Consider the following 19,467-nt stretch of genomic DNA (forward strand, 5'->3'; position numbering starts at 1 on the left):
AATTAAAGCACCGTGGCTAAAAAGTTTTTTACGCGAGGATTTTGCGCACTATCCAGCACCTGCGCCGTAGGGCCACTGGCAATGATTCGGCCCTCCTCCATAAACACGATATTGTCGGCGACTTCGCGGGCAAAGCCGATTTCGTGCGTGACGATCACCATGGTGATGCCGGAGTGCGCCAGCTTCTGGATCACCTGAAGCACTTCGCCAACCAGTTCAGGATCCAGCGCCGACGTCGGCTCATCGAACAGCATCACTTCCGGATCCATTGCCAGCGCACGGGCAATGGCGACGCGCTGCTGCTGGCCACCAGAGAGTTCCGAGGGCCAGTCGTTTTCGCGGCCGCTCAGCCCAACCTGCTTCAGCAGCGCACGCCCTTTCGCTTCCGCCTGCTGCCGGGAAAGTTTTTTCACCCGCATCGGCGCATCAATAATGTTCTGCAAAATCGTCCGGTGTGGAAACAGATTGAACTGCTGAAACACCATGCCAATCTGACTACGCTGTACGGCAATCTGCCTGCTGTTTAACTCATGCAGCAGCTGGCCTTTTTGCTGATAGCCAACCAGATCGTTACCGATACGGATGGTGCCGCCATCCAGCTTTTCCAGATGATTGATGCAGCGCAGCAGCGTCGATTTTCCCGAACCGGACGGGCCAAGAATGGTAGTGACCGAGCCTGCCGGAATATCAAGATCGATCCCGTCAAGGATAGTCACGCCGGAAAAGCGTTTGGTTACTTTACGCAATGCGATCGCTTCAGCCATTGCTCACTCTCCCTTCTTCCACTGCAAAAGGCGTACGCTTAAACCATTCACGCTTCTCGCGGCGGGTGACGCCTCGCGCAAAATAACGCTCGACATAGTACTGTCCGACGGAAAGCACTGAGGTCAGCAGCAGATACCACAGCGTGGCGACCAGCAGCAGTGGGATCACCTGATAGGTACGCTGATAGATAATCTGCGCGGAAAACAGCACATCCTGTAAGGAGATCACCGACACCACCGCGGTGGTTTTTAACTGGCCGATGATTTCGTTACCCGCGGGCGGCAAAATAGCGCGCATCGCCTGCGGCAGAACGGTATAGCGGAAAATTTCGGTTGGGCGGTAGCCCAGCGCTTTTGCTGCTTCAAGCTGACCATTTCCCACGCTCTGGATCCCGGCACGCACAATTTCCGCTGCATACGCGGCCTGATGCATCACCAGCGCAATGACTGCGGCGCTAAACGGGCTGATTAGCGCGTTTGCGGAAGCGCTCCACAGCTCACCCACGCCCGGTAACGATAGCGAAATGTTGGGATAGAGCGCGGCGATGTTGTACCAGAGAAACAGCTGCACCAGCATCGGTACACCACGGAAAAACCACGTATAAGCCCAGCTGACGCTGCTCAGCACCGGGTTAGAAGAGAGGCGCATCAGCGCCAGCACCGTGCCGCCGGTAAAGCCCAGCACGACCGAAATCAGCGTCAGTTGCAGCGTCATCAGCACGCCGTCGATAATCGACTGCTCGGTAAAGCTGTTAGCAATCACCTGCCATTCAAAGCGCGGGTTTTGCACCATCGAATTGACCGCCGCTGCCAGCAACAGCACCACAACCAGGGCGCTGATCCAGCGGCCGTAGTAGCGCTTACTCACAATGCGCAGTGAATCGGGATCCTGTTCTGCTTTCATTTGAAGATATCCTGATTGCGTCGCGCTTCGGTCACCGCACCGTAACCGATTGACCAGTGGTCGAGGATTTTCTGATAGCTGCCATCTTTAATCAGCGAATTCAGCGCGGCCTGTACGGCGGGTTCCAGCGGTGAATCTTTCGCGAAGGCGACCGAGACCGGGGCATCATCCACGTGAATTTGTCCGCGCATTACCAGCGCAGGAACCTGACTGACCTGATAAGTCAGCCCTTCATAAGGGCCAAAGAACATCGGCACGCGGCCACTGACCACGGCCTGTACGCCCGCTGGCCGATCCGGAAAGACCGCGACGTTGATTGCAGGTTTACCTGCCGCCACGCATGCCTTGCTCGCCTCGTCCAGACGCGTAAGCTGAGTGGTTCCGGCCCCGCCGCCAATCTGCTGGCCGCAAACGTCCTGCAAAGAAGTGAAAGGCTTAATGTTGGCCTCTTTGCGGGCGATCACCCCAAGGCGGGACGCGTTAAAATAGCCAATAAAATCGACCTGCGAGAGGCGCGCTTTGGTGGCGTTGATATTAGAGAGCGCCACGTCGTAGCGACCCGACTTCAGGCCTGGAATAATGTTGTCGAAGCCGCCGGTATCCTGCCAGTGCACCGGAATCCCCAGCCGTTCGCCAACGGCGTTCATCACGTCAATTTCACGTCCTGCCAGTGTCCGGTTATCTTCTTTATAAAAGGTAGTTGGCGGCGTGTTCGGGTTGGTGCCGGCGATGAGATAACCGCGCTTCACGATATCCGCCGGGAGCTGGCTTTTTAGCTGGCTGTCAGCCGTCACATGCAGCGTGCTGGAGGTGGGTACATTCTGTTCAGCGGCCTGGACGACACAGCTTCCTGCCATCAGCAGCGGAAACAGCCATTTAGATATTTTCATTGGTACCCTTTCTCCTGAAAAAAAATAAAAGCCGCGCAACAAGGTGGCGGAAAGCATTGCAGGTTGGTTAACGCTTCGGCCATTCTGTCTGAAGCCGCAGAAGCAGGGCAAATGCGAAAAAAAGATAAGCTTTACCAAATAAAATGTAAGTTGAAAAAAAAGAGCGTGTGGTGACACAAAAGCCCGGACGGTGCTACTATCCCGCCAGCGGCACCTAATCGGAAATAGCGCGTCGCGGGCGAAGTTAATTAAAACGGACTGCTGCTTAACAAGGATGATACATAATGAAATACGCCACCCTTCCCTTTAATCAAAATAAAAACGGCTGGCTGAATAAAGAAGCTAAACCCCATCCGGCATTAAGCGCGAATATTACCGCAGACTGGGTAGTCATCGGCTGCGGCTTTGCCGGGCTGGCTTTTGCCCGCCGGGTGGCAAGCCTGCATCCTGACTGGCATATTGTGGTGGTTGATGCGGAATGCGCGGGCGAAAGCGCTTCCGCAAGGAATTCCGGTTTTATTATTGGCCTGCCGCATAATATCGGCAGCTCGACGGCGGAATTAAAAAAAGCGCAGGCTTATCGCTCGCTGTTACAGGAAGGCATTCAGCAGCTGGCATCGATCGTAGAGCAGCATAAGATCGCCTGTGACTGGGAAAACGTCGGCAAGTACCACTGCCAGGTTGATGCCATCAATGAACGCCTGTTGCGGGAATACACCGATAACCTGGACGCGATGGGTGAAACCTATCAGATGCTTGATGCCAACGAACTGGCACAAACGCTGGGCACCCGGTTTTATCAAAAAGGCATTTATACGCCCGGCGCGATTCTGGTGAATCCGGCCAGCCTGACCCTTGGTCTGGCCGCGAGTCTGCCAGATAACGTCACGCTGTATGACAACACGCCGGTTATGAAGATTGAGCACGGCCAGCCGATGCGGGTGATTACGCCCCACGGCATTATCACCGCACCTAAAGTGATGCTGGCAACCAATGCCCTTTCCCGCGAGCTTTCTCCTGTCACCAGCCGTCAGGCTGCAATGGCGACCTTTGCCAGCCTTACCGCACCGCTCAGCGCAGAACAGCGTCAGCGCCTGCCCGCAATGCAAAGCTGGGGACTGACGCCGGTCAACGCGATTGCAGGTGCCAGCGTGCGCTACACGCACGATCATCGTTTAATGATCCGCCAGCATGTTACGCCCGCGCTGAACGGCAGCGTGACCGCTACCCAAACCTGGCAGGCGACCTTGCAGCATCGCAATATGCTTCATCGCCTCTGGCCGCAGCTTACCGATGTGGCGTTTACGCATACCTGGTCCGGCACCATTAGCGTAACGCGAAACGGCGCGCCGGTATGGGGAGCGATCGGGCCTGCGCTTTATACCGCCAGCGGCTGCAACGGCGCGGGCATTTCCAAGCAAACCATTGCCGGATCGCTGCTGGCGGATTATGCGTTGGGTCAGGATAACCCGCTGATTGCGCCCATGCTGGGACTGGGCGAAGCCAGCTATCTGCCGCCGTCGCCCGTGCTGGATGCAGCCATTGGCTTGTCGCTGCTTAAAGAGCGCTGGCTCGGCAGGCGCGAAGCCTGATGGTGCATTTTTGCTGCTAAAATGCCTGTCCAGTGCGCCAGGCAATGATCTTGCAGGCCAGGCACAACATGATCTTACGCAGCGGCGACGGCACGCCTTGCGTACACATTGGGCGGTGCAGCTCCAGCGGGAAGATCACTGCCAGCACCCAGATGAATATCAATATACTGGTGGTGAAATTCCGGCTGCTGGGCATTGATATCGCGCGTTTCGCCTTCCATCACGTTAAAGAAAATCGCCTCGCCCTGAATTTCATATTTCCCTGCCGCCAGCGTTTGCGGATTATGTTGCTGAATGGTCTGCAAAGTACGGCGGATCACCGCCGGATAAAGCGGGTTTGTGCTGCAAGGGTAAGGGTATCAATGATCATAACGCTGCTCCGTTTCTGGCTGAAGGGGGGTCACTGCCGGTGCTGATGTCGATACTTCCCGGCCTGAAGCTGCCGCAGGGACAGAGGCTGCACGCGTTGAAGGCGCACGTGTCCCCACTGCCCTTGAGGCTGGTGCCTGTAGCAGGCTGAAGCAGTTAGCCAGCGCCGTGCCGACCGGGGATTTTCCTGTGCCGGAAATGCCCATTAAAATGATGCAAAGTCCCGCCATATCTTCCTCCGTTATCAAACTGCCGCCAGCATACCGCCATCCACAAACAGCAGATGACCGTTAACAAAATCGGATGCTTTTGCCGAAAGGAATACGGCCGCACCAACCAGCTCTTCCGGATTGCCCCAGCGTGCGGCAGGCGTGCGTTTACACAGCCAGTCGGTGAACTGTTCATTATCCACCAGCGCCTGCGTCATCGGCGTCTGGAAATAGCCCGGTGCGATGGCGTTGACCTGAATATTGTGACGGGCCAGCTCAACGCACATGCCTCGCGTCAACATTTTGACCGCGCCTTTGGCGGCGGCATAAGGGGTAATGGTGTCGCGCCCCAGCTCGCTCTGCATGGAACAGATGTTAACGATTTTCCCGGCCTGTCGCCCCATCATCCTTTTTGCCACGCACTGGGAAACCACAAACACGCCGGTCTGATTGGTGGCAATAATGTCGTTCCATTCCTGCAATGGAAACTCGGTAAAAGGATGACGGCGCTGAATACCTGCGTTATTGAATAACACGTCAATCGGGCCAATGGTGCGCTCAATATGATCGATCGCCTGCTCCACGGCGGGCGCATCGGCAACGTTAAAGACCGACACATGCGCGGTATAACCTTCATCGCGTAATTTCATCGCGGCGTTTTCCGCACGTTCATGTGACGTGCCGTTTATGATGATTTCCGCTCCCTGTTCCGCCAGGCCACGCGCCATGATAAAGCCAATACCCTGCGCCGAGCCGGTCAGTAAAATGCGTTTGTTCTTTAAGCTGAAGAGTTGATTCATAGGTTTCCTGCTCCATAACCTTCAGGCATTCAATGGCGTGCCCGGAGAGATGCGACGGGTGTGAGCTTTATCACACGGCTTTTGCCGCTATAAAACTGTGATGGAGATCACTTTAAAAAGTGTTACAGAAGCAGGTTACAAGCGCTGTGATCCGCCACGAATTTTCCCATGAATCAAGGCGCTGCAAATAAAGTTAAGCGCAGCTTTTGTTAATTTCCTTTATGTCACGCAGCAGGCATAATGACAGGCTATAACCGGCAGGCTGATGACCCTCTATGAAAATGCAACGCATCACGTTACACGATATCGCCACGCTGGCGGGCGTAACGAAAATGACCGTCAGCCGCTATTTACGCACGCCGGAAAAAGTAAAGCCCGACACCGCCGAGCGCATTGCCAGCGTCATCGCCGAAGTGGGCTATCAGCCCGATCCCGATAATCACGCTATCGCCAGCAACGCCCTGCCCCGTATCGGCGTGTTAATCCCTTCTTTTCATAACCAGATTTTTTCCGAGCTGCTGGCCGGTGTGGAATCGGTCGCCGGCGCTCAGGGCTACCAGACGCTGGTGGTTAATTACGACTACGACAGCCAGCGCGAAGAAGAGCAGATCGCCACGGTGTTAGCGTTTAATGTTAAGGCGATTTTGTTAACTGAATCGGTTCATACGGTGCGGGCAGAAAAATACCTCAAGGCTTCCGGCATTCCGGTTGCAGAAGTGATGGGTCTGACGACCACTCAGGGTCGCGTTAACGTTGGCTTTAACAACCATCAGGCCGGTTTTGATATGGCCAGTATGCTGATCGGCAGCGGTAAAAAACGCATTATCTACTTTGGATCGATGTCCGATATTCGTGATGAACAGCGCTACGCGGGTTATTGCCAGGCGATGGCGGGCGCGGGTTTGCAGGCAGGACGCATCTCACCGAACAAAGTGTCTTCCGTGTCGACCGGCGCGGGCATGATGACGCTGGCACGCCAAATGTATCCCGATATGGACGGCATTCTCTGCACCAATGACGACCTGGCCGTCGGCGTTTTACAGGAGTGTCTGGCGGCGGGTATCGCGGTGCCTCAAGAAATGGCGATTGCCGGTTTTCACGGGCTGGAAATCGGACAGGTTACCACGCCAAAACTGGCCAGCGTGATCACGCCGCGCTTTGAGATGGGCAAAACCGCCACCGAAATTTTAATTAAAAAAATCAATAATATGCCGGCTATCGAGCGTGTAGATTTGCACTATCGTTTATCGATGGGTGCCACTATTTAAGCCTCTTCCCCCCTAAAAATCCCTGCCGATCGTGCCGGTTTTGTCCTGGCGATCACGTAGTCGGTAACACGATTTCTTAACACGATTCAGTGTGATCTTCGTCACAAAAAATCCTTCAGGAACGCCTTTAATAATACGTATCCGACGTATCGCATTCCGAAGGGAGATATTTATGACGACCCAAGCCATCCTGTTAATCGCTGCCGTACCTGACGCCCTGCTCGATCGCCTTGCTTCGGCCTGGACGGTACACCGTCTTTTTGAGCAGGATGACCCGCAGACGTTTCTGGCCGACAAAGGCGACACCATCAAGGCGGTGGTCACGCGTGGTGACGTCGGCGTGCGCAAAGAGGTGCTGGAACAGCTGCCCAACGCGGGCCTGGTTGCCGTGTTCGGTGTGGGTACCGATGCCACAGACCTGAACTATACCCGCTCGAAAAATATTGCCGTCACCATCACTTCTGGCGTGCTGACCAACGATGTGGCCGATATGGCCATGGGACTGCTGCTGGCCGCCTCACGCCGCTTATGTCAGGGCGACAGCTTCGTCCGTCAGGGCAAATGGCTGAATACCGCCCCGACGCTGGGCAATCAGGTTAGCGGCAAACGCATCGGCATTTTAGGCATGGGCAATATTGGCCAGGCGATTGCCCGCCGCGCCGCTGGTTTTGATATGCAAATCAGCTATACCAGCCGCAGCCGTCATGACGCGCTGCCTTACGCCTGGCACGACGACGTGCAGTCTCTGGCACGCGATAGCGACTTCCTGGTGATTGCCGCCGCCGGTGGCGAATCCACCAAAGGTTTGGTTAACGCTGATGTTTTACATGCCCTGCCAAAACACGCCTGGCTGATTAATATTGCGCGCGGCACGCTGGTTGATCAAAGCGCGTTAATTCAGGCCTTACGTAAAGGCGATATAGCCGGTGCCGCACTGGACGTTTATGAGCAGGAACCGCAGGTGCCGGAAGAGTTAATAGCCATGAGCAATGTGGTTTTACAACCTCATGTTGGCAGCGCTACGCACGAAACCCGCCAAAAAATGAGTGATGTCGTTTTTGCCAACGTCGAAGCCTTTTTCAAAGCAGATGATCTCCCTAACGCAATTTAATTCCTTTTATCAGTTCAGGATGACGGGATAACTTCTTTTCATCCTGCCAGACAGGCGTGGGGCACGTTCACGCCTTACTCTAACGAGGGTCAGAGATGAAGAATAAGATACCCGGAACACGCTGGCTGCGTGTAATAGCCCCGATCCTGATTACCTGCATTATTTCATTTATGGACCGGGTCAATATCAGTTTTGCCCTGCCCGGCGGGATGGAAAAAGATTTAGCGATCACCAGCCAGATGGCGGGTGTCGCCAGCGGGATTTTCTTTATCGGCTATCTGTTTTTACAGGTGCCTGGCGGTCGGATTGCCGTTAACGGCAGCGGTAAGCGCTTTATCGCCTGGTCGCTGGCGGCCTGGATGGTGGTTTCCATCGCCACCGGCTTTGTCACCAACCACTGGCAGCTGTTGGCCCTGCGGTTTGTGTTGGGTGTTTCCGAAGGCGGAATGCTGCCGGTAGTGCTGACGATGGTCAGTAACTGGTTCCCCGAAAAAGAGCTGGGCCGCGCCAATGCTTTTGTAATGATGTTTGCGCCGCTTGGCGGCATGTTCACCGCGCCGATCTCCGGCACGATAATCAATATGTTTGACTGGCGCTGGCTGTTTATCATCGAAGGCGTGCTTTCTGCGTTCGTGCTGCTGGTGTGGTGGATAGCGATCAGCGATCGGCCTGAAGAAGCGCGCTGGTTACCGGCACGCGAGCGCGACTATCTGCTGACCGAGCTAAAACGCGATCGGGAAGAGCGCGCGAAAAAAACGCCGCCGGGCAAGGCAAGCCTGAAAGAGGTGTTTCGCAGTAAGGGATTGATGAAGCTGGTGCTGTTGAACTTCTTTTATCAGACCGGTGATTACGGCTATACGCTGTGGCTGCCCAGCATCCTGAAAAATCTGACCGGCGCGAATATGGCGGGCGTTGGTGTGCTGGCTATCCTGCCGTTTGTCGCCACCATTGCCGGTATCTATTTGATTTCCTGGCTGAGCGACCGCACCGGTAAACGTCGCTTTTGGGTAATGGTCTCGCTGTTCTGCTTTGCCGCCTCGCTGCTGGCTTCGGTCGGACTGAATCAGCATATTGTCGCCTCTTATATCGCGCTGGTGTTCAGCGGCTTCTTCCTCAAGGCGGCAACCAGTCCCTTCTGGACTATCCCTGGCCGCATCGCTTCGGCGGAGCTGGCGGGCAGCGCACGTGGCGTGATTAACGGACTGGGCAACCTCGGCGGTTTCTGCGGTCCGTATCTGGTCGGGATCATGACGTATGTCTACGGTCAGGGCGCCGCCGTTTGCGCGCTGGCCGCTTCGCTGATCATCGCGGGCGTTCTTGCTGCGACGTTGCCAAAAGGCTGTGATTTATCAGACGATGAAAAATCCGCCGCGAAGAAACAGGCAGAGGAGGAGAAAATGCAGGGCGAGGTGTCGCATCAGGGGCATTAAGACGAAAAACGGGCCAGGGATGGCCCGCCACCCGAACATCCTGCTAAACCTTATTTCCCGGTCATCGCCATATTGATGGTTTCCAGCGCCTGGCGCAGCGGTTTGACCTCGATCTGACCTGGAGCCGATGCCTCGCCGATCATGCCAAAGGTGAGATCCGATCCCCACACCTGGCCGGTGATTCGCGTGACGGCTCCCAGCCCGCCCATGGACATGGTCAGCAGTGGTTTGCGTGAGTAGCGCTCGCGGATTTGCGCAGTGGCATCCTGCAATTTCAGTACGTCTCCTGCATTGTGCGGCATTACCGCGATTTTCAGGATATCTGCCCCCATTTCATCCTGTTTACGCAGCCGCGAAACTATTTCAGCGGTGTCGGGCGTGTTGTTAAAATCGTGGCTGGACATCACCACCTTGATACCCGCCTCATGTGCCGCAGCCACCACTTTTTGCACCACCGCGGGCTGGCGGAACATTTCAACATCCAGAATATCAATAAAATGCGATTTGATTAGCGCCAGGTAGAGATCGCCCCAGGCCTGGTCCGTTATCACTTTTGCTCCCCCCTCCGCCTTAGTGCGAAAAGTCAGGATCAGCGGCTTACCCTTCACTTCGGCCACAATTTTTTTGCCCAGCGCCGCAACTTGCGCGGGATCGTTGGCAAAATTCAGGTAATCAATTCGATATTCAATCAGGTCGGCATCCGGGTTTTCACCAATCATTTTTGCCTGTGCCAGCACCTGCTCCGCAGTGGCGCCGGTGGTGGGCACAATGATTTTAGGCGCCCCCTGGCCGATAAGGGTGTTATTGATCTTCAACGGGACGGCATGCCGCTGGGTAAAAGCCGCTGCCGCCTGGCTGGTGGACGCCGCATGGGCCTGAGATAAAGCCACAACGCCGCTTTGTGTACCCAGTAATAATGAGACTGCTATAACCATTTTTCGTAAATTCACGTTTACTACTCCATTAAGCACGGATCGTTATTATCTTCAGCGGATTAAAGACCGCCGAATTACGGGATAGAAACAAAAGCCATTAACGCTGAGTTACCGAACATTATTTTTACAGATAAATAAGCACTGTCTCTATTACTTTGCTGTTACGGGCTTGCTGAGGGGCGATGTAGCGCCATCTTCCGTCGTCGCCGTGCTGGTAACGTTAGCGACCACGATGTCATCCGTCAGTGGTAATATATATTTAAACGTGCCCTGCCCATCTGCGTGAACCGGCACCATGTCATAGCCAAGAAAGTTTTCAGCTTCGTCTCTGTTTGCTTTACTGTTAGCGAAGAACTCAATGCGATACAGAGTATTGGCTTCGCCTTTGACACTGCCACTCACGATAAGATCGTTGCCCTGGTGAGCAGCCTGTGAAATAACCGGCGGCAGCTGGTTTTCATTGGGTGTTTTCTCACAACCTGCACTGTTACCATCAAGCGCACAAATACGTTCAAGCGTGGATGCATTATTACTGATGCCTCCACCGCGGCTTCCTGGGAAATCGGCATGTTCCAGGCCTGGCACATTAAACACTATCGCACCGGCATAATCAGGCAGGCAGCTGCCGCCAGCAAAGCAGCGCTTAATATCCTTACCATTATCGATCATAATATTTTCCGAAATGCGATCGCGATTTGGTCCGGTAATACGGTTAATACCAAAGCGGCCATCTTTGCCCGCCACGCCCTGTGGCCGAACCGCGACGGCAACGCGATTATTGACCATACGGTTTCCCGCTACGATATTATCTGTGCCGCTAAGCGTAACGGCAGAGGATAAATTCTTAAACATATTGGCAGCGATATAGTTGCGGTTTCCCCAGTTTATCTGCACGCCGTCTGAATAGTTTTGAAACGTATTGTGGATCACCTGATTATCATTGCCCCACAGCATTTCCAGCCCCTGAGACGGTTCCTGATTACTGGCATCGGTCGTGATTAAGTTATCGGCAATCAGATTGAACGAAGCGCCGCGTGTTGCCTCCATGCCGTCGCCGTTATTAAGAAAGGTATTGCGCAGAATTTTGTTGCGCTGGGTGGTAGTGGCCGTTGAGTTTCCTTTGCCATCGTCGCCGGTCATCATCAGTCCGGCACCACCGTGGTTTGCCACAAAGCGGTTGTCTTCAATTACGTTGTTGCTGGCGCGGTTTAGCAAAATACCGATACAAAAATTACGCACTTCCAGCCCCTGAATGGTGACGTCATGCGTATCGCGCAGAACCAACCCCGGCAGCGTGTTGGTGCGGACATTTGCGCCATACTGCCCTTTTTCTGCACCCGGACAGCTGCGGGGATCGACAGGTTTGATATAGCCAGAGCCATCAATGGCAATATATGTCCCTTCCCGTAACCAGTTCATATTAATAATATCCACTGGCCCTTTAATTTCTGGTAAAGGCTTGCCTGGCTTAATCACTAACGGGGCATTATCTTTAAAATCTATCTCTATCTTATATCGACCTGGATTTTGATTATTTTTCTCCAACGCCCATCGCAACGTGCCATTCTGACCATTATCAGCAGCAGCGTTAACTTTCAGTATGTCTTTTTCTGGCAAGACGTTCTCTTCAGCCGTAACGGCAAAAGATAAAAGCAGAGACAGCATAACGGCAATTTTATTTTTAAACATGTTTCACCTGACATTGAGAGCCATAATAATAAGCGCGATTGCGCTCATCCGTATTATCGTAAGCGATCGTTTATAAACAAAAGAGGTACTCATTATTTCTTAAAAAAAGATACGCCTGTCTACAATAAAACTTATGATCAAAATCAAATTAGCCAGCAAACATACAACAATAAAAATAGTTATATACCAGACACGCCGAGGCCCACCCATAATATTTATGAATGAGCCGACTTGTATTTTATTTTTAACTCAAAAACAGTGCACCCAGGCTGCGGATATTGGCATTGCCAGAACCAGCGCGGGTATCATATTTGCTACAGGAAACATTTTAATACCGCAGATCCGAAACCCGGTAGCAAACATCAATACACCACCGACGGCAGAAAAATCAGCCTGCATTGCAGAAGTGGTCAAGGGCATTATGTAGACTGCACCATGCGCCAGCGCTAACTGAATAATCAGCTGAGGCAGGGCAATAATGGCTACTGCAAAACCCAATGACGTAGCAAATATAGCCGCGGTAAAAATATCCAGGAAGGATTTGGCAATCAGCACGCTGGTGTCGCCGGTCATGCCTTCATGCATTGAACCAAAAATACCCGTCCCGCTGGCGCAAAACAGTACGATGATAGAGACGTATTGATGTAAAAATTGCTCCTGCGCACTTTCATCACTGCTCCCCGGTTTCACTAACAGCTCCACCAGCCCTTTCGCTTTGCCGCCGACTTTACCGATGCCTTTTTCCAGATAAATCAGTTCTCCTAATAACGAACCTAAAATCACTGAAAGCACCATTACCGGCATATGAACGACTTTGACCACCAGTACGATGCCCATACACATTGAGGCGGCACCAAAAATCGACGGCATGCTGAGCCGAATACGTTCCGGCAGGCGGGTACTGAGTACCGCGCCGATGATGCCGCCCAGGAAAACGGCAGAGCCGTTAATATAGGGTCCTACTATCACTGATGGGTACTCCTGATGGATTTCATTGACTCTCCCCAGCGCGGTAAATCAGCCCTGACCCAAGCGCGTCTTATTTTTTAAAGCCGGGAATAAAACGGTTTACGTCCACTTCAAGGAATGCGCTGCGCTTGAAGTTATGCTTCAGATCGTAAGGCACGGTACAGTCGAAAATGGTTTTGCAGGCGATACCGTGCGCACGGATGGACGAACTGAATGCCGGATCGGAAGAGGGATCAAGCGGATGACAGCGCACGCCTGGAATAAACACGGTGCTGGCATCGCCCTGATAACGCGTGGTCATCGCCCACATCACGTCGTTCATATCGAAGAGATCGACATCCTCATCCACCAGCATCACGTGCTTCAGCTCTGAGAAAGCTGAGAATGCCAGCAACGCGGCCTGACGCTGTCTTCCTTCATCTGCCGGAGAACGTTTCTTCACTTGCAGCACGGCGAGGTATTTCCCGGTGCCGGGTGATGGGCAGTGAACATTCTGCACAAAGCCCGGCAGCGCGCGCTCGACCATCTGCAAAATACTGGCTTCCGTTGGGATGCCCGCCATGTTGGTATGTTCATCGCTTGGGCCGATGCAGGTTTGCAGGATCGGATGTTTGCGGTGGGTAATTGCCTTCACCTTGATAACCGGCACGGCGGCCTGGGCATCGCCGGTATAGCCCGGAAACTCCGGCATCGCTTTGCCGGTGTTGGTGTTCTGATCTTCCTGAACGCGCACGTTTGGCAACAGTTCGCCTTCAATCACCACTTCGGCATTGGCGATGGCACGCGCATGAACAGAGACGCAGTCCGTCAACTCAACGGGCTGATTACGCAGGCTACCGGCAATCGACAGCTCATCGAAGCCCAGCGGCGTAGTTGGCGGCTCAAAGCAGGCACCGATTTCAATGGCCGGATCCACGCCAATGCTGATGGAGATCGGCAGCGGCTCGCCCTTCTCTTCCGCTTTCTGACGGAACACGTCCAGATGACGACCCGGCACAAAGTACATGGAGATTTCATCTTTGCTCTGCACGCAAAGGCGATGAATAGTCACATCATGCTCGCCGGTTTCTGGATCGGCGGCGTAACACATGCCCAGCGTAAAATAGGGACCGGCATCTTCCGGCGTATTGGTTGGGGCAGGCAGGATTTTCAGAATATCGAAGTCGGGATCGCTGGCCAGATGCACCACTTCCTGGCAGACGGCTTTTTCTTGCGGAATAACAATCGGTGCGATTGGATTGCTGGCCGCGTCTTTCAACATAAAGGCCAGTTTTTCAGGGGTGCTGCCAAACAGATGAGCAACGCGTTGACGGGAAGAGAGCAGCCCGATGAGCACGCGCATGTCGTTATAGCCTTTGATTTTGTTAAAAATCATGGCAGGGCCGATACGGGTCGGGCGCATCACCGTACCGTTTGCGCCAACATAACGGTAAACGCCAGACAGCTCAGCAATCGGATCTACCGGTTCATCGGTGTAAATGAGCTCGTCATCGTACTGACTCAGCACCTCAATTGCGCTGCGTAAGTCTGTTACTTTCTTCTGATTCTCAGACATTTTAAAACCTCTTAAGCTGTGATTCTGACTGAAGCTAACTAAAGGGTGCGGTTTAATCAGACCCTTCGACTGCGGGGAAAAGGTCATGATTCGCTGTGCTATCAGTTTTAGAATTCCAGCCAACTTTGTCCAATAAGCATTACCCTGTTTTAAATAAGCGTTTATTATCACCAAAAAAAGGGAGACTCAGCGTGGAATACCGGCATTTACAAGCTTTCCTGGTCCTTTCGGAAGAGCTGCATTTTGGCAATGCGGCTTGCCGCCTGAATATTGCCCAGCCCGCGCTGAGCCAGCATATTAAGGCGCTGGAGCAGGAGCTCGGCCTGCCGCTGTTTGTCCGTGATAAGCGCAAAGTCGCCCTGACCTGGGAAGGCGAGCAGCTGATTGGCCGGGCTAAAATTGCGATTAGCCAGTTTTCGCGGTTTCGCGAACATGCCAATATTTTGAAGCAGGGATTGCAGGGCCACCTGACGCTGGGTTATGTCGGCAGTTCCATTCTCGACCCCAGTCTGGCAATGTTAATCAATGGTTATCGACAGGCCTGGCCCACCACCGAGATAACAATTGAAGAACACAATGTCGACAATCAGCTCACACGGTTAATGGATGACCGGCTCGATATCGCGCTGGTTCGCTCGCCGGTGCCGCGTTACGACGAACTGGATTATCTGAATATTGTCACCCGCCCCCTGACCGCCGTCTTACCGGCTAATCATCCGCTGTGCGGGCAGCAACGTATCTGCCTCAGCCAGCTCTCTGATGAAACCTTTTTGATTCAGGAAGATCCACCGGGTATCGGGCTGGGCTGGTCGGTACTTTCTGCCTGTCAGCGTGCGGGATTCACGCCGGGAAAGATTCAGGTGACGCGCGACGTTTCGGTCGCAATGGGACTGGTGGCGATGGGCATGGGCGTCACCGTGGTGCCGGAAACGCAGCGTTCGGTTCTGCTGCCCGACGTGGGCTATTGTCAGCTGATTGATGAACAAGCCACCACCACGCTGATGCTTGCCTGGCAGCGGCGTCGTTATCACCGCACGTTAAAGAACTTTGTTAATTATGCGCGGGAACTGACTGAGAAAGGGGGATGCTGAGCGAGGCCAGGCAATCTTATTCTCCTGCGTGATCCCCCCAAACGGAATGATATCCAGCTCGGTGTCCTGCCAGATCAATCGATGAATGTTTTTTGCCTTTTCACTGGCTCCATGCTGTAGCAGACTTTGTTTCAAGGAATAAAATTCCTGCCATTCCTCAACAAATATAGCTACATCAATATCGCGCGTACGGCGGCCCATGCTTTTTCCGTATACATGATGAAGTAATATTTCGCGGGCTGTAGCCCCGGCGATAAAGAAAGGAAGATTCTGCTCAGAACAGACATTATGGATATCGGTTAACAGCGACTCAGTAACTGAAAAGAGCGGTATCGCTAAGCTTAAGGTATTTGTCATTGATAATCCTTGCTGCTTCCTTGTTGCGGTCGTCGTCGCTGGCCAGCAGATCCGCTACGCACAGCATCACCTTTGCTTTTTCATTTAGCTGAAAATCCCGTCCCCAGAAGCTGGATATCAGCTGTAGCTGGCCGTCATGCATTGGCCTGTACCCAAGTTCCTTACAGCGCACTGACAAAGCATAGGGCGTAAATAACTGTCCCTTTTCCGGTACCAGATAACCGTCACTTAATTCAGCGGCGGCCACCTCCCCACCCCAATACTCTCCTGCACCCAGTGGGATATCCTGCCACAAATCGCAACCCGCTACGCGAACACCTGATAATTTTGGAAGCAAGGCCGAAGCGTAGTCTCGTAGCCACAATACCAGCAGCTCTTCGGCATTCATTAAGCGTCGGCCAGACTGCGTTTTACGGTAGTATTTTTGTGCGGCAAGATACTCAAAAGCTTTGCTCACCATCCCCAGCGAAACACCGGCTTTCACAGCCAGGCTTCTGTAGGTCTCATTTAAGGATTCAGGTTGGGATAGCAGAACAAAAAGCAGCTTCATGACGCCTTCAGCCAGTCGGGACTTAGGCGCGACTATTTTCTCTGCCGTTTTACCTTCAATAAGTACATACAGCCCGGGAACATTTATCCCTGCATTGCCTGCGATATCGATAAAGTTCAGGTGATTACTGTGACAATACTCAGCAAGAGTGGGGGTCAGCTGATTACAAACAAGCAGCAGAGGAGCAGCCGTTGTAACGTGCGCCGTATTGTTAACAATGCTTTTAAGTGACTCTTTACGGTGAATTTTTTTAACGTTTAATGAAAAGATAAATGGTAGCCCATTTGGGCTGACTAACGTCGCCAGCCCATCCTGATTAACTGAAGCCCGATCGGCATTCAATAGAATCAAAAAATCCGGTCAGGGCGCTGGCTTCACCTCGGTCACAAAATCCGGTAAATCCCAACTTCCACCCGCACGGATATAGCGACACATCCCGCTGTTCGCATGTCGGGTTTTCTGGAATGTCTGGCCGTCCCATACCCATCCGGCCATACTGACGCAGTCGGCAATGCCGCGACCTTTCTGGAACCAGGAAATCTCGCCGTCGCGGTAATCATCGCCGGAATCCGTGACGATCGCAGGTTTACCGGTTAAGGCTTTATCGATAACCCAGTAGCCGTACCCTTCGTTGTAGGCAGCGCGCCAGCAAAGCGTGGAGATCAGAGCATGGGTGTTATCCAGCGGGATATAGGTCAGCTTGTCGCTCTCTTCGTCGCTAATACTGCCCTTTTCTTCCTCATCCGGGTTCAGGCGATCGCATTGCAGATCGTCGGTCAGCGTAGCCATCAGCCGGGGCTTTAGCGCGGTAATCTCCTGTTGGGTCAGCAGGCGGGAAGGTTCTTTACTGACTTTCGCCGCCTGAATAACCGGCGCCGGTACGGCTTTGGTTACGCCGCTTTCCGGCTTATTTCCCTTTTTGGTCCATGCGCCTGGCGTACCAATACGGCCCTGCACATCATCCACTTTCAGCATGACGGCGTAAGCGCCATCGTTTGAGAGCATAAAGGGCGTGTGGCCGCCTTTGAACTCGACTTTGCCGCTGCCCTTAACGGCATTGATCAGCCCAAGGGTTTGCGGCTGCGATAACCGCCAGGTGTCGTTTTCAGCCGCGGTGAGATCGCCCGCTGAAACACCATTAATCCATACGGTCAGCTTAGTAACAGGTGCTTCATCTTCCGAGTCGGTCTCCGACAAAATGACCTCACCGGTGGGAACCGTGTTCGCACCAGCCTGTCGGGTAAGCAGCACCGAACCGCCCGCGCCTTCTTCATTGGCATAACCAGCGGTACGACAGGTCAGGGTGTTGTCGCAGGTCACTTCCCAGTCTTTATGCTCGAATGAGATGCCGCTTTGTTCGGCGAGGACGGGTGCAGTAAGGGTACTGAATAAGAACAAGGCTGTTGTATAAGAGGCTTTCACGCGATCTCTCCTGTGAGATAAGCCGAAGAGTTTGAACAATTAGGGATTCAATAGGAAATCTTTTATTCAGGGTGCTACCTTTCACCTAATCAGTTGATTATATTACAGGCGCTATGGCCCATAACCGCCCAACGGTTCAATAAGTACAATCCCCAACTGATCGGCTTCGTATTCGATAGCGTTTATTACGGCGGCAGATTCCAAAAGTGGCTGTGACTCAATTAACACGCTGAAATCTTCTGGTTTTACCCGATCGCCAAATAGCATTAAGGCTGTACTTCCATGCTGTTTTGAAGACCACTGCAAGCCATGCACTTCAGAGAAATTCAAATAAATGGCCAGAGAATATTCACGGGTGAAAACATACTGATCGGCGGATGAATCAAGTAATTCAGAACGTGTAATGCCCATTCTGCGAAGCGTTTTAGGATTAAGATCAACCAGAGTAAGATTGGTGCAGGGTTTGATGACCGAATGAACCGCACCTTCCAGTTTTGCCAAATCGTAGGGAACTCCTGCTGAATCTGGCGGTAAATCATGAAAGAGCGTTTCCATTATGGCAACGCCAATGTTCTCACCACCATACAAAGTCGATACACCATTGCTTAAAGGACTAAACCGGGCGTTGCCTTTTCCTGGATTAAACTGGAGAGCGTTAAAGTTTGCCGAATGTATCCGGCAAATTGGTTTGCCCGCTATCCATGTTGTGAAATTGACTTCTAATACATGTTTGGGTTTCCGCAACTTGCGAACGGCAACATCCCTGTTATCCGACTCAGCCATGGGTTCCCCCGTCCAGTTCGGCATGGGCCGCCTCGAGTACCTGCTGTGGCTGAGTTATCAACACATCTTTCGGTTTTCTGCCTGCCAGCCAACTATTTTCTGAACCGAACCAGATAGCTAATCCCCAGGGAGTTTTCCTCCCTTCAAACAATCTAATAACTTGTTTAACAACAGGAATTGGTCTGAATCCTTCATCCAGTGCATATGCCGGATAGTTGTCTTTGCCATTCAGCGGTATAGCAAAAAGAGCGCCAGCAGCCTTCCAGCGGTTCGGGCCTGCACTCGGATTCGTGTTGCGGAAGTTAGCTTTCTCAGACAACTCTCGAGCCGTCAGCCATTCTGAATCCGCAAGAATACGGGCAGTTAATTGCTGCAAACGCTGTGCATTTCGTTCCGCACGCGCCGATTTTTCCGGCTTTGCTTCAGTAAGAGCCTCGTCAGGCACTTTGCGGCGAGCGACAGCGGTTTCAGGCGCTGCGGTCTCAGGCATGCTCAACGATGCCAGAACAGCATTCATGGCCGCCCGCATCGCCACTTTGATGGTTTCATTAAAAACCGGGCTATGTTCTTTAGCCTGCCCTAAATCAATGACCAGATAATCTTTATCTGCATTCGTTTCCAGCTTAGTGAGCTGAGCGCCGTTTAACGTTTGAACGTTAAATGAATATTCATTACGCCGTACAGTATTGGCTTTCGCTGACATCATTCGCTCCATCACGGAACAGGATATATTGGTTATATACATTATATTCTTGATGGAAATTTTGTCACTGTGCTTT

Annotated in this window: 20 protein-coding genes; 5 read left to right on the forward strand and 15 right to left on the reverse strand. The window is 52.8% G+C overall.

The window, feature by feature from the left end; translation table 11 throughout:
• Nucleotides 1-2: 2 nt before the first annotated feature.
• The 3 genes from EHV07_RS20125 to EHV07_RS20135 are packed head-to-tail and all read right to left on the reverse strand — an operon-like array spanning nt 3 to nt 2,558.
• Nucleotides 3-764, reverse strand: coding sequence for an amino acid ABC transporter ATP-binding protein (locus EHV07_RS20125; RefSeq protein WP_147199913.1), 762 nt, complete (start codon nt 762-764; stop codon nt 3-5).
• Nucleotides 757-1,668, reverse strand: a complete 912-nt coding sequence (locus EHV07_RS20130) for an amino acid ABC transporter permease (RefSeq protein WP_147199914.1) — start codon at nt 1,666-1,668, stop codon at nt 757-759. Before EHV07_RS20130 ends, EHV07_RS20125 begins: the two co-directional genes overlap by 8 nt.
• A complete protein-coding gene (locus EHV07_RS20135) occupies nt 1,665-2,558 on the reverse strand; it encodes an ABC transporter substrate-binding protein (protein WP_147199915.1) in 894 nt (297 codons plus the stop codon). Before EHV07_RS20135 ends, EHV07_RS20130 begins: the two co-directional genes overlap by 4 nt.
• Before the next feature lie 284 nt (nt 2,559-2,842).
• Between EHV07_RS20135 and EHV07_RS20140 the strand changes: the two genes are divergently transcribed.
• Nucleotides 2,843-4,150: an FAD-binding oxidoreductase gene (locus tag EHV07_RS20140; RefSeq protein ID WP_147199916.1), complete on the forward strand. Its 1,308-nt coding sequence runs from the start codon at nt 2,843-2,845 to the stop codon at nt 4,148-4,150.
• 74 nt (nt 4,151-4,224) lie between these two features.
• Here EHV07_RS20140 and EHV07_RS20145 read toward each other — a convergent pair whose 3' ends face one another.
• From EHV07_RS20145 to idnO, 3 genes are read right to left on the reverse strand one after another with little or no spacing between them, the layout of a single operon-like run.
• Nucleotides 4,225-4,470 carry a YhcH/YjgK/YiaL family protein gene (locus EHV07_RS20145; RefSeq protein ID WP_371419654.1) on the reverse strand — a complete coding sequence of 82 codons (246 nt, stop codon included), beginning with the start codon at nt 4,468-4,470 and terminating at the stop codon, nt 4,225-4,227.
• Between the two features lie 39 nt (nt 4,471-4,509).
• The gene (locus tag EHV07_RS24980; protein ID WP_254446278.1) at nt 4,510-4,749 is read right to left on the reverse strand and encodes a hypothetical protein; all 240 of its coding nucleotides are present in this window, start codon (nt 4,747-4,749) and stop codon (nt 4,510-4,512) included.
• 14 nt (nt 4,750-4,763) lie between these two features.
• Complete coding sequence (gene idnO, locus EHV07_RS20155; protein WP_147199917.1) at nt 4,764-5,528, reverse strand: gluconate 5-dehydrogenase; 765 nt, start codon at nt 5,526-5,528, stop codon at nt 4,764-4,766.
• Nucleotides 5,529-5,803: 275 nt separating this feature from the next.
• Between idnO and EHV07_RS20160 the strand changes: the two genes are divergently transcribed.
• From EHV07_RS20160 to EHV07_RS20170, 3 genes are all read left to right on the forward strand, one after another.
• The gene (locus EHV07_RS20160) at nt 5,804-6,796 is read left to right on the forward strand and encodes a LacI family DNA-binding transcriptional regulator (protein ID WP_147199918.1); all 993 of its coding nucleotides are present in this window, start codon (nt 5,804-5,806) and stop codon (nt 6,794-6,796) included.
• 172 nt (nt 6,797-6,968) lie between these two features.
• Nucleotides 6,969-7,907 (forward strand): 2-hydroxyacid dehydrogenase, encoded by a 939-nt coding sequence (locus tag EHV07_RS20165; RefSeq protein WP_147199919.1) that lies wholly within the window; start codon nt 6,969-6,971, stop codon nt 7,905-7,907.
• 95 nt (nt 7,908-8,002) lie between these two features.
• The gene (locus EHV07_RS20170; RefSeq protein WP_147199920.1) at nt 8,003-9,337 is read left to right on the forward strand and encodes an MFS transporter; all 1,335 of its coding nucleotides are present in this window, start codon (nt 8,003-8,005) and stop codon (nt 9,335-9,337) included.
• A 50-nt stretch (nt 9,338-9,387) separates the two neighbouring features.
• On the opposite strand, the gene aroD is transcribed toward EHV07_RS20170, so the two are convergent.
• The 4 genes from aroD to EHV07_RS20190 form a co-directional block, all read right to left on the reverse strand.
• Entirely contained in the window at nt 9,388-10,287 is a 900-nt protein-coding gene (gene aroD, locus EHV07_RS20175) for a type I 3-dehydroquinate dehydratase (protein WP_147199921.1), read from the reverse strand.
• Nucleotides 10,288-10,422: 135 nt separating this feature from the next.
• Nucleotides 10,423-11,961: a NosD domain-containing protein gene (locus EHV07_RS20180; protein WP_147199922.1), complete on the reverse strand. Its 1,539-nt coding sequence runs from the start codon at nt 11,959-11,961 to the stop codon at nt 10,423-10,425.
• Between the two features lie 249 nt (nt 11,962-12,210).
• Complete coding sequence (locus EHV07_RS20185; protein ID WP_147199923.1) at nt 12,211-12,930, reverse strand: DUF554 domain-containing protein; 720 nt, start codon at nt 12,928-12,930, stop codon at nt 12,211-12,213.
• Between the two features lie 70 nt (nt 12,931-13,000).
• Entirely contained in the window at nt 13,001-14,485 is a 1,485-nt protein-coding gene (locus EHV07_RS20190) for a UbiD family decarboxylase (RefSeq protein ID WP_147199924.1), read from the reverse strand.
• Nucleotides 14,486-14,676: 191 nt separating this feature from the next.
• Between EHV07_RS20190 and EHV07_RS20195 the strand changes: the two genes are divergently transcribed.
• Complete coding sequence (locus EHV07_RS20195; protein ID WP_147199925.1) at nt 14,677-15,576, forward strand: LysR family transcriptional regulator; 900 nt, start codon at nt 14,677-14,679, stop codon at nt 15,574-15,576.
• Here EHV07_RS20195 and EHV07_RS20200 read toward each other — a convergent pair.
• The 5 genes from EHV07_RS20200 to EHV07_RS20220 form a co-directional block, all read right to left on the reverse strand.
• A complete protein-coding gene (locus EHV07_RS20200) occupies nt 15,523-15,933 on the reverse strand; it encodes a hypothetical protein (protein ID WP_147199926.1) in 411 nt (136 codons plus the stop codon). The two genes, EHV07_RS20195 and EHV07_RS20200, sit on opposite strands and share 54 nt — an antisense overlap.
• The gene (locus EHV07_RS20205) at nt 15,887-16,834 is read right to left on the reverse strand and encodes a type IV toxin-antitoxin system AbiEi family antitoxin (protein WP_147199927.1); all 948 of its coding nucleotides are present in this window, start codon (nt 16,832-16,834) and stop codon (nt 15,887-15,889) included. Before EHV07_RS20205 ends, EHV07_RS20200 begins: the two co-directional genes overlap by 47 nt.
• A 9-nt stretch (nt 16,835-16,843) precedes the next feature.
• Complete coding sequence (locus tag EHV07_RS20210) at nt 16,844-17,905, reverse strand: DUF1176 domain-containing protein (protein ID WP_147199928.1); 1,062 nt, start codon at nt 17,903-17,905, stop codon at nt 16,844-16,846.
• Between the two features lie 111 nt (nt 17,906-18,016).
• Nucleotides 18,017-18,688 (reverse strand): RES family NAD+ phosphorylase, encoded by a 672-nt coding sequence (locus EHV07_RS20215; protein ID WP_147199929.1) that lies wholly within the window; start codon nt 18,686-18,688, stop codon nt 18,017-18,019.
• Nucleotides 18,681-19,394: an integrase gene (locus EHV07_RS20220; protein WP_254446279.1), complete on the reverse strand. Its 714-nt coding sequence runs from the start codon at nt 19,392-19,394 to the stop codon at nt 18,681-18,683. Before EHV07_RS20220 ends, EHV07_RS20215 begins: the two co-directional genes overlap by 8 nt.
• Nucleotides 19,395-19,467 lie beyond the last annotated feature (73 nt).

The sequence above is a fragment of the Pantoea sp. CCBC3-3-1 genome (assembly GCF_007981265.1).
GTDB lineage: Bacteria > Pseudomonadota > Gammaproteobacteria > Enterobacterales > Enterobacteriaceae > Erwinia.

Excerpts from the sequence above, each read along its gene's own strand:
- EHV07_RS20125 (WP_147199913.1), bottom strand. The coding sequence starts at position 764 with ATGGCTGAAGCGATCGCATTGCGTAAAGTAACCAAACGCTTTTCCGGC.
- EHV07_RS20130 (WP_147199914.1), bottom strand. The coding sequence starts at position 1,668 with ATGAAAGCAGAACAGGATCCCGATTCACTGCGCATTGTGAGTAAGCGC.
- EHV07_RS20135 (WP_147199915.1), bottom strand. The coding sequence starts at position 2,558 with ATGAAAATATCTAAATGGCTGTTTCCGCTGCTGATGGCAGGAAGCTGT.
- EHV07_RS20140 (WP_147199916.1), top strand. The coding sequence starts at position 2,843 with ATGAAATACGCCACCCTTCCCTTTAATCAAAATAAAAACGGCTGGCTG.
- EHV07_RS24980 (WP_254446278.1), bottom strand. The coding sequence starts at position 4,749 with ATGGCGGGACTTTGCATCATTTTAATGGGCATTTCCGGCACAGGAAAA.
- idnO (WP_147199917.1), bottom strand. The coding sequence starts at position 5,528 with ATGAATCAACTCTTCAGCTTAAAGAACAAACGCATTTTACTGACCGGC.
- EHV07_RS20160 (WP_147199918.1), top strand. The coding sequence starts at position 5,804 with ATGAAAATGCAACGCATCACGTTACACGATATCGCCACGCTGGCGGGC.
- EHV07_RS20165 (WP_147199919.1), top strand. The coding sequence starts at position 6,969 with ATGACGACCCAAGCCATCCTGTTAATCGCTGCCGTACCTGACGCCCTG.
- EHV07_RS20170 (WP_147199920.1), top strand. The coding sequence starts at position 8,003 with ATGAAGAATAAGATACCCGGAACACGCTGGCTGCGTGTAATAGCCCCG.
- EHV07_RS20180 (WP_147199922.1), bottom strand. The coding sequence starts at position 11,961 with ATGTTTAAAAATAAAATTGCCGTTATGCTGTCTCTGCTTTTATCTTTT.
- EHV07_RS20190 (WP_147199924.1), bottom strand. The coding sequence starts at position 14,485 with ATGTCTGAGAATCAGAAGAAAGTAACAGACTTACGCAGCGCAATTGAG.
- EHV07_RS20200 (WP_147199926.1), bottom strand. The coding sequence starts at position 15,933 with ATGACAAATACCTTAAGCTTAGCGATACCGCTCTTTTCAGTTACTGAG.
- EHV07_RS20215 (WP_147199929.1), bottom strand. The coding sequence starts at position 18,688 with ATGGCTGAGTCGGATAACAGGGATGTTGCCGTTCGCAAGTTGCGGAAA.
- EHV07_RS20220 (WP_254446279.1), bottom strand. The coding sequence starts at position 19,394 with ATGATGTCAGCGAAAGCCAATACTGTACGGCGTAATGAATATTCATTT.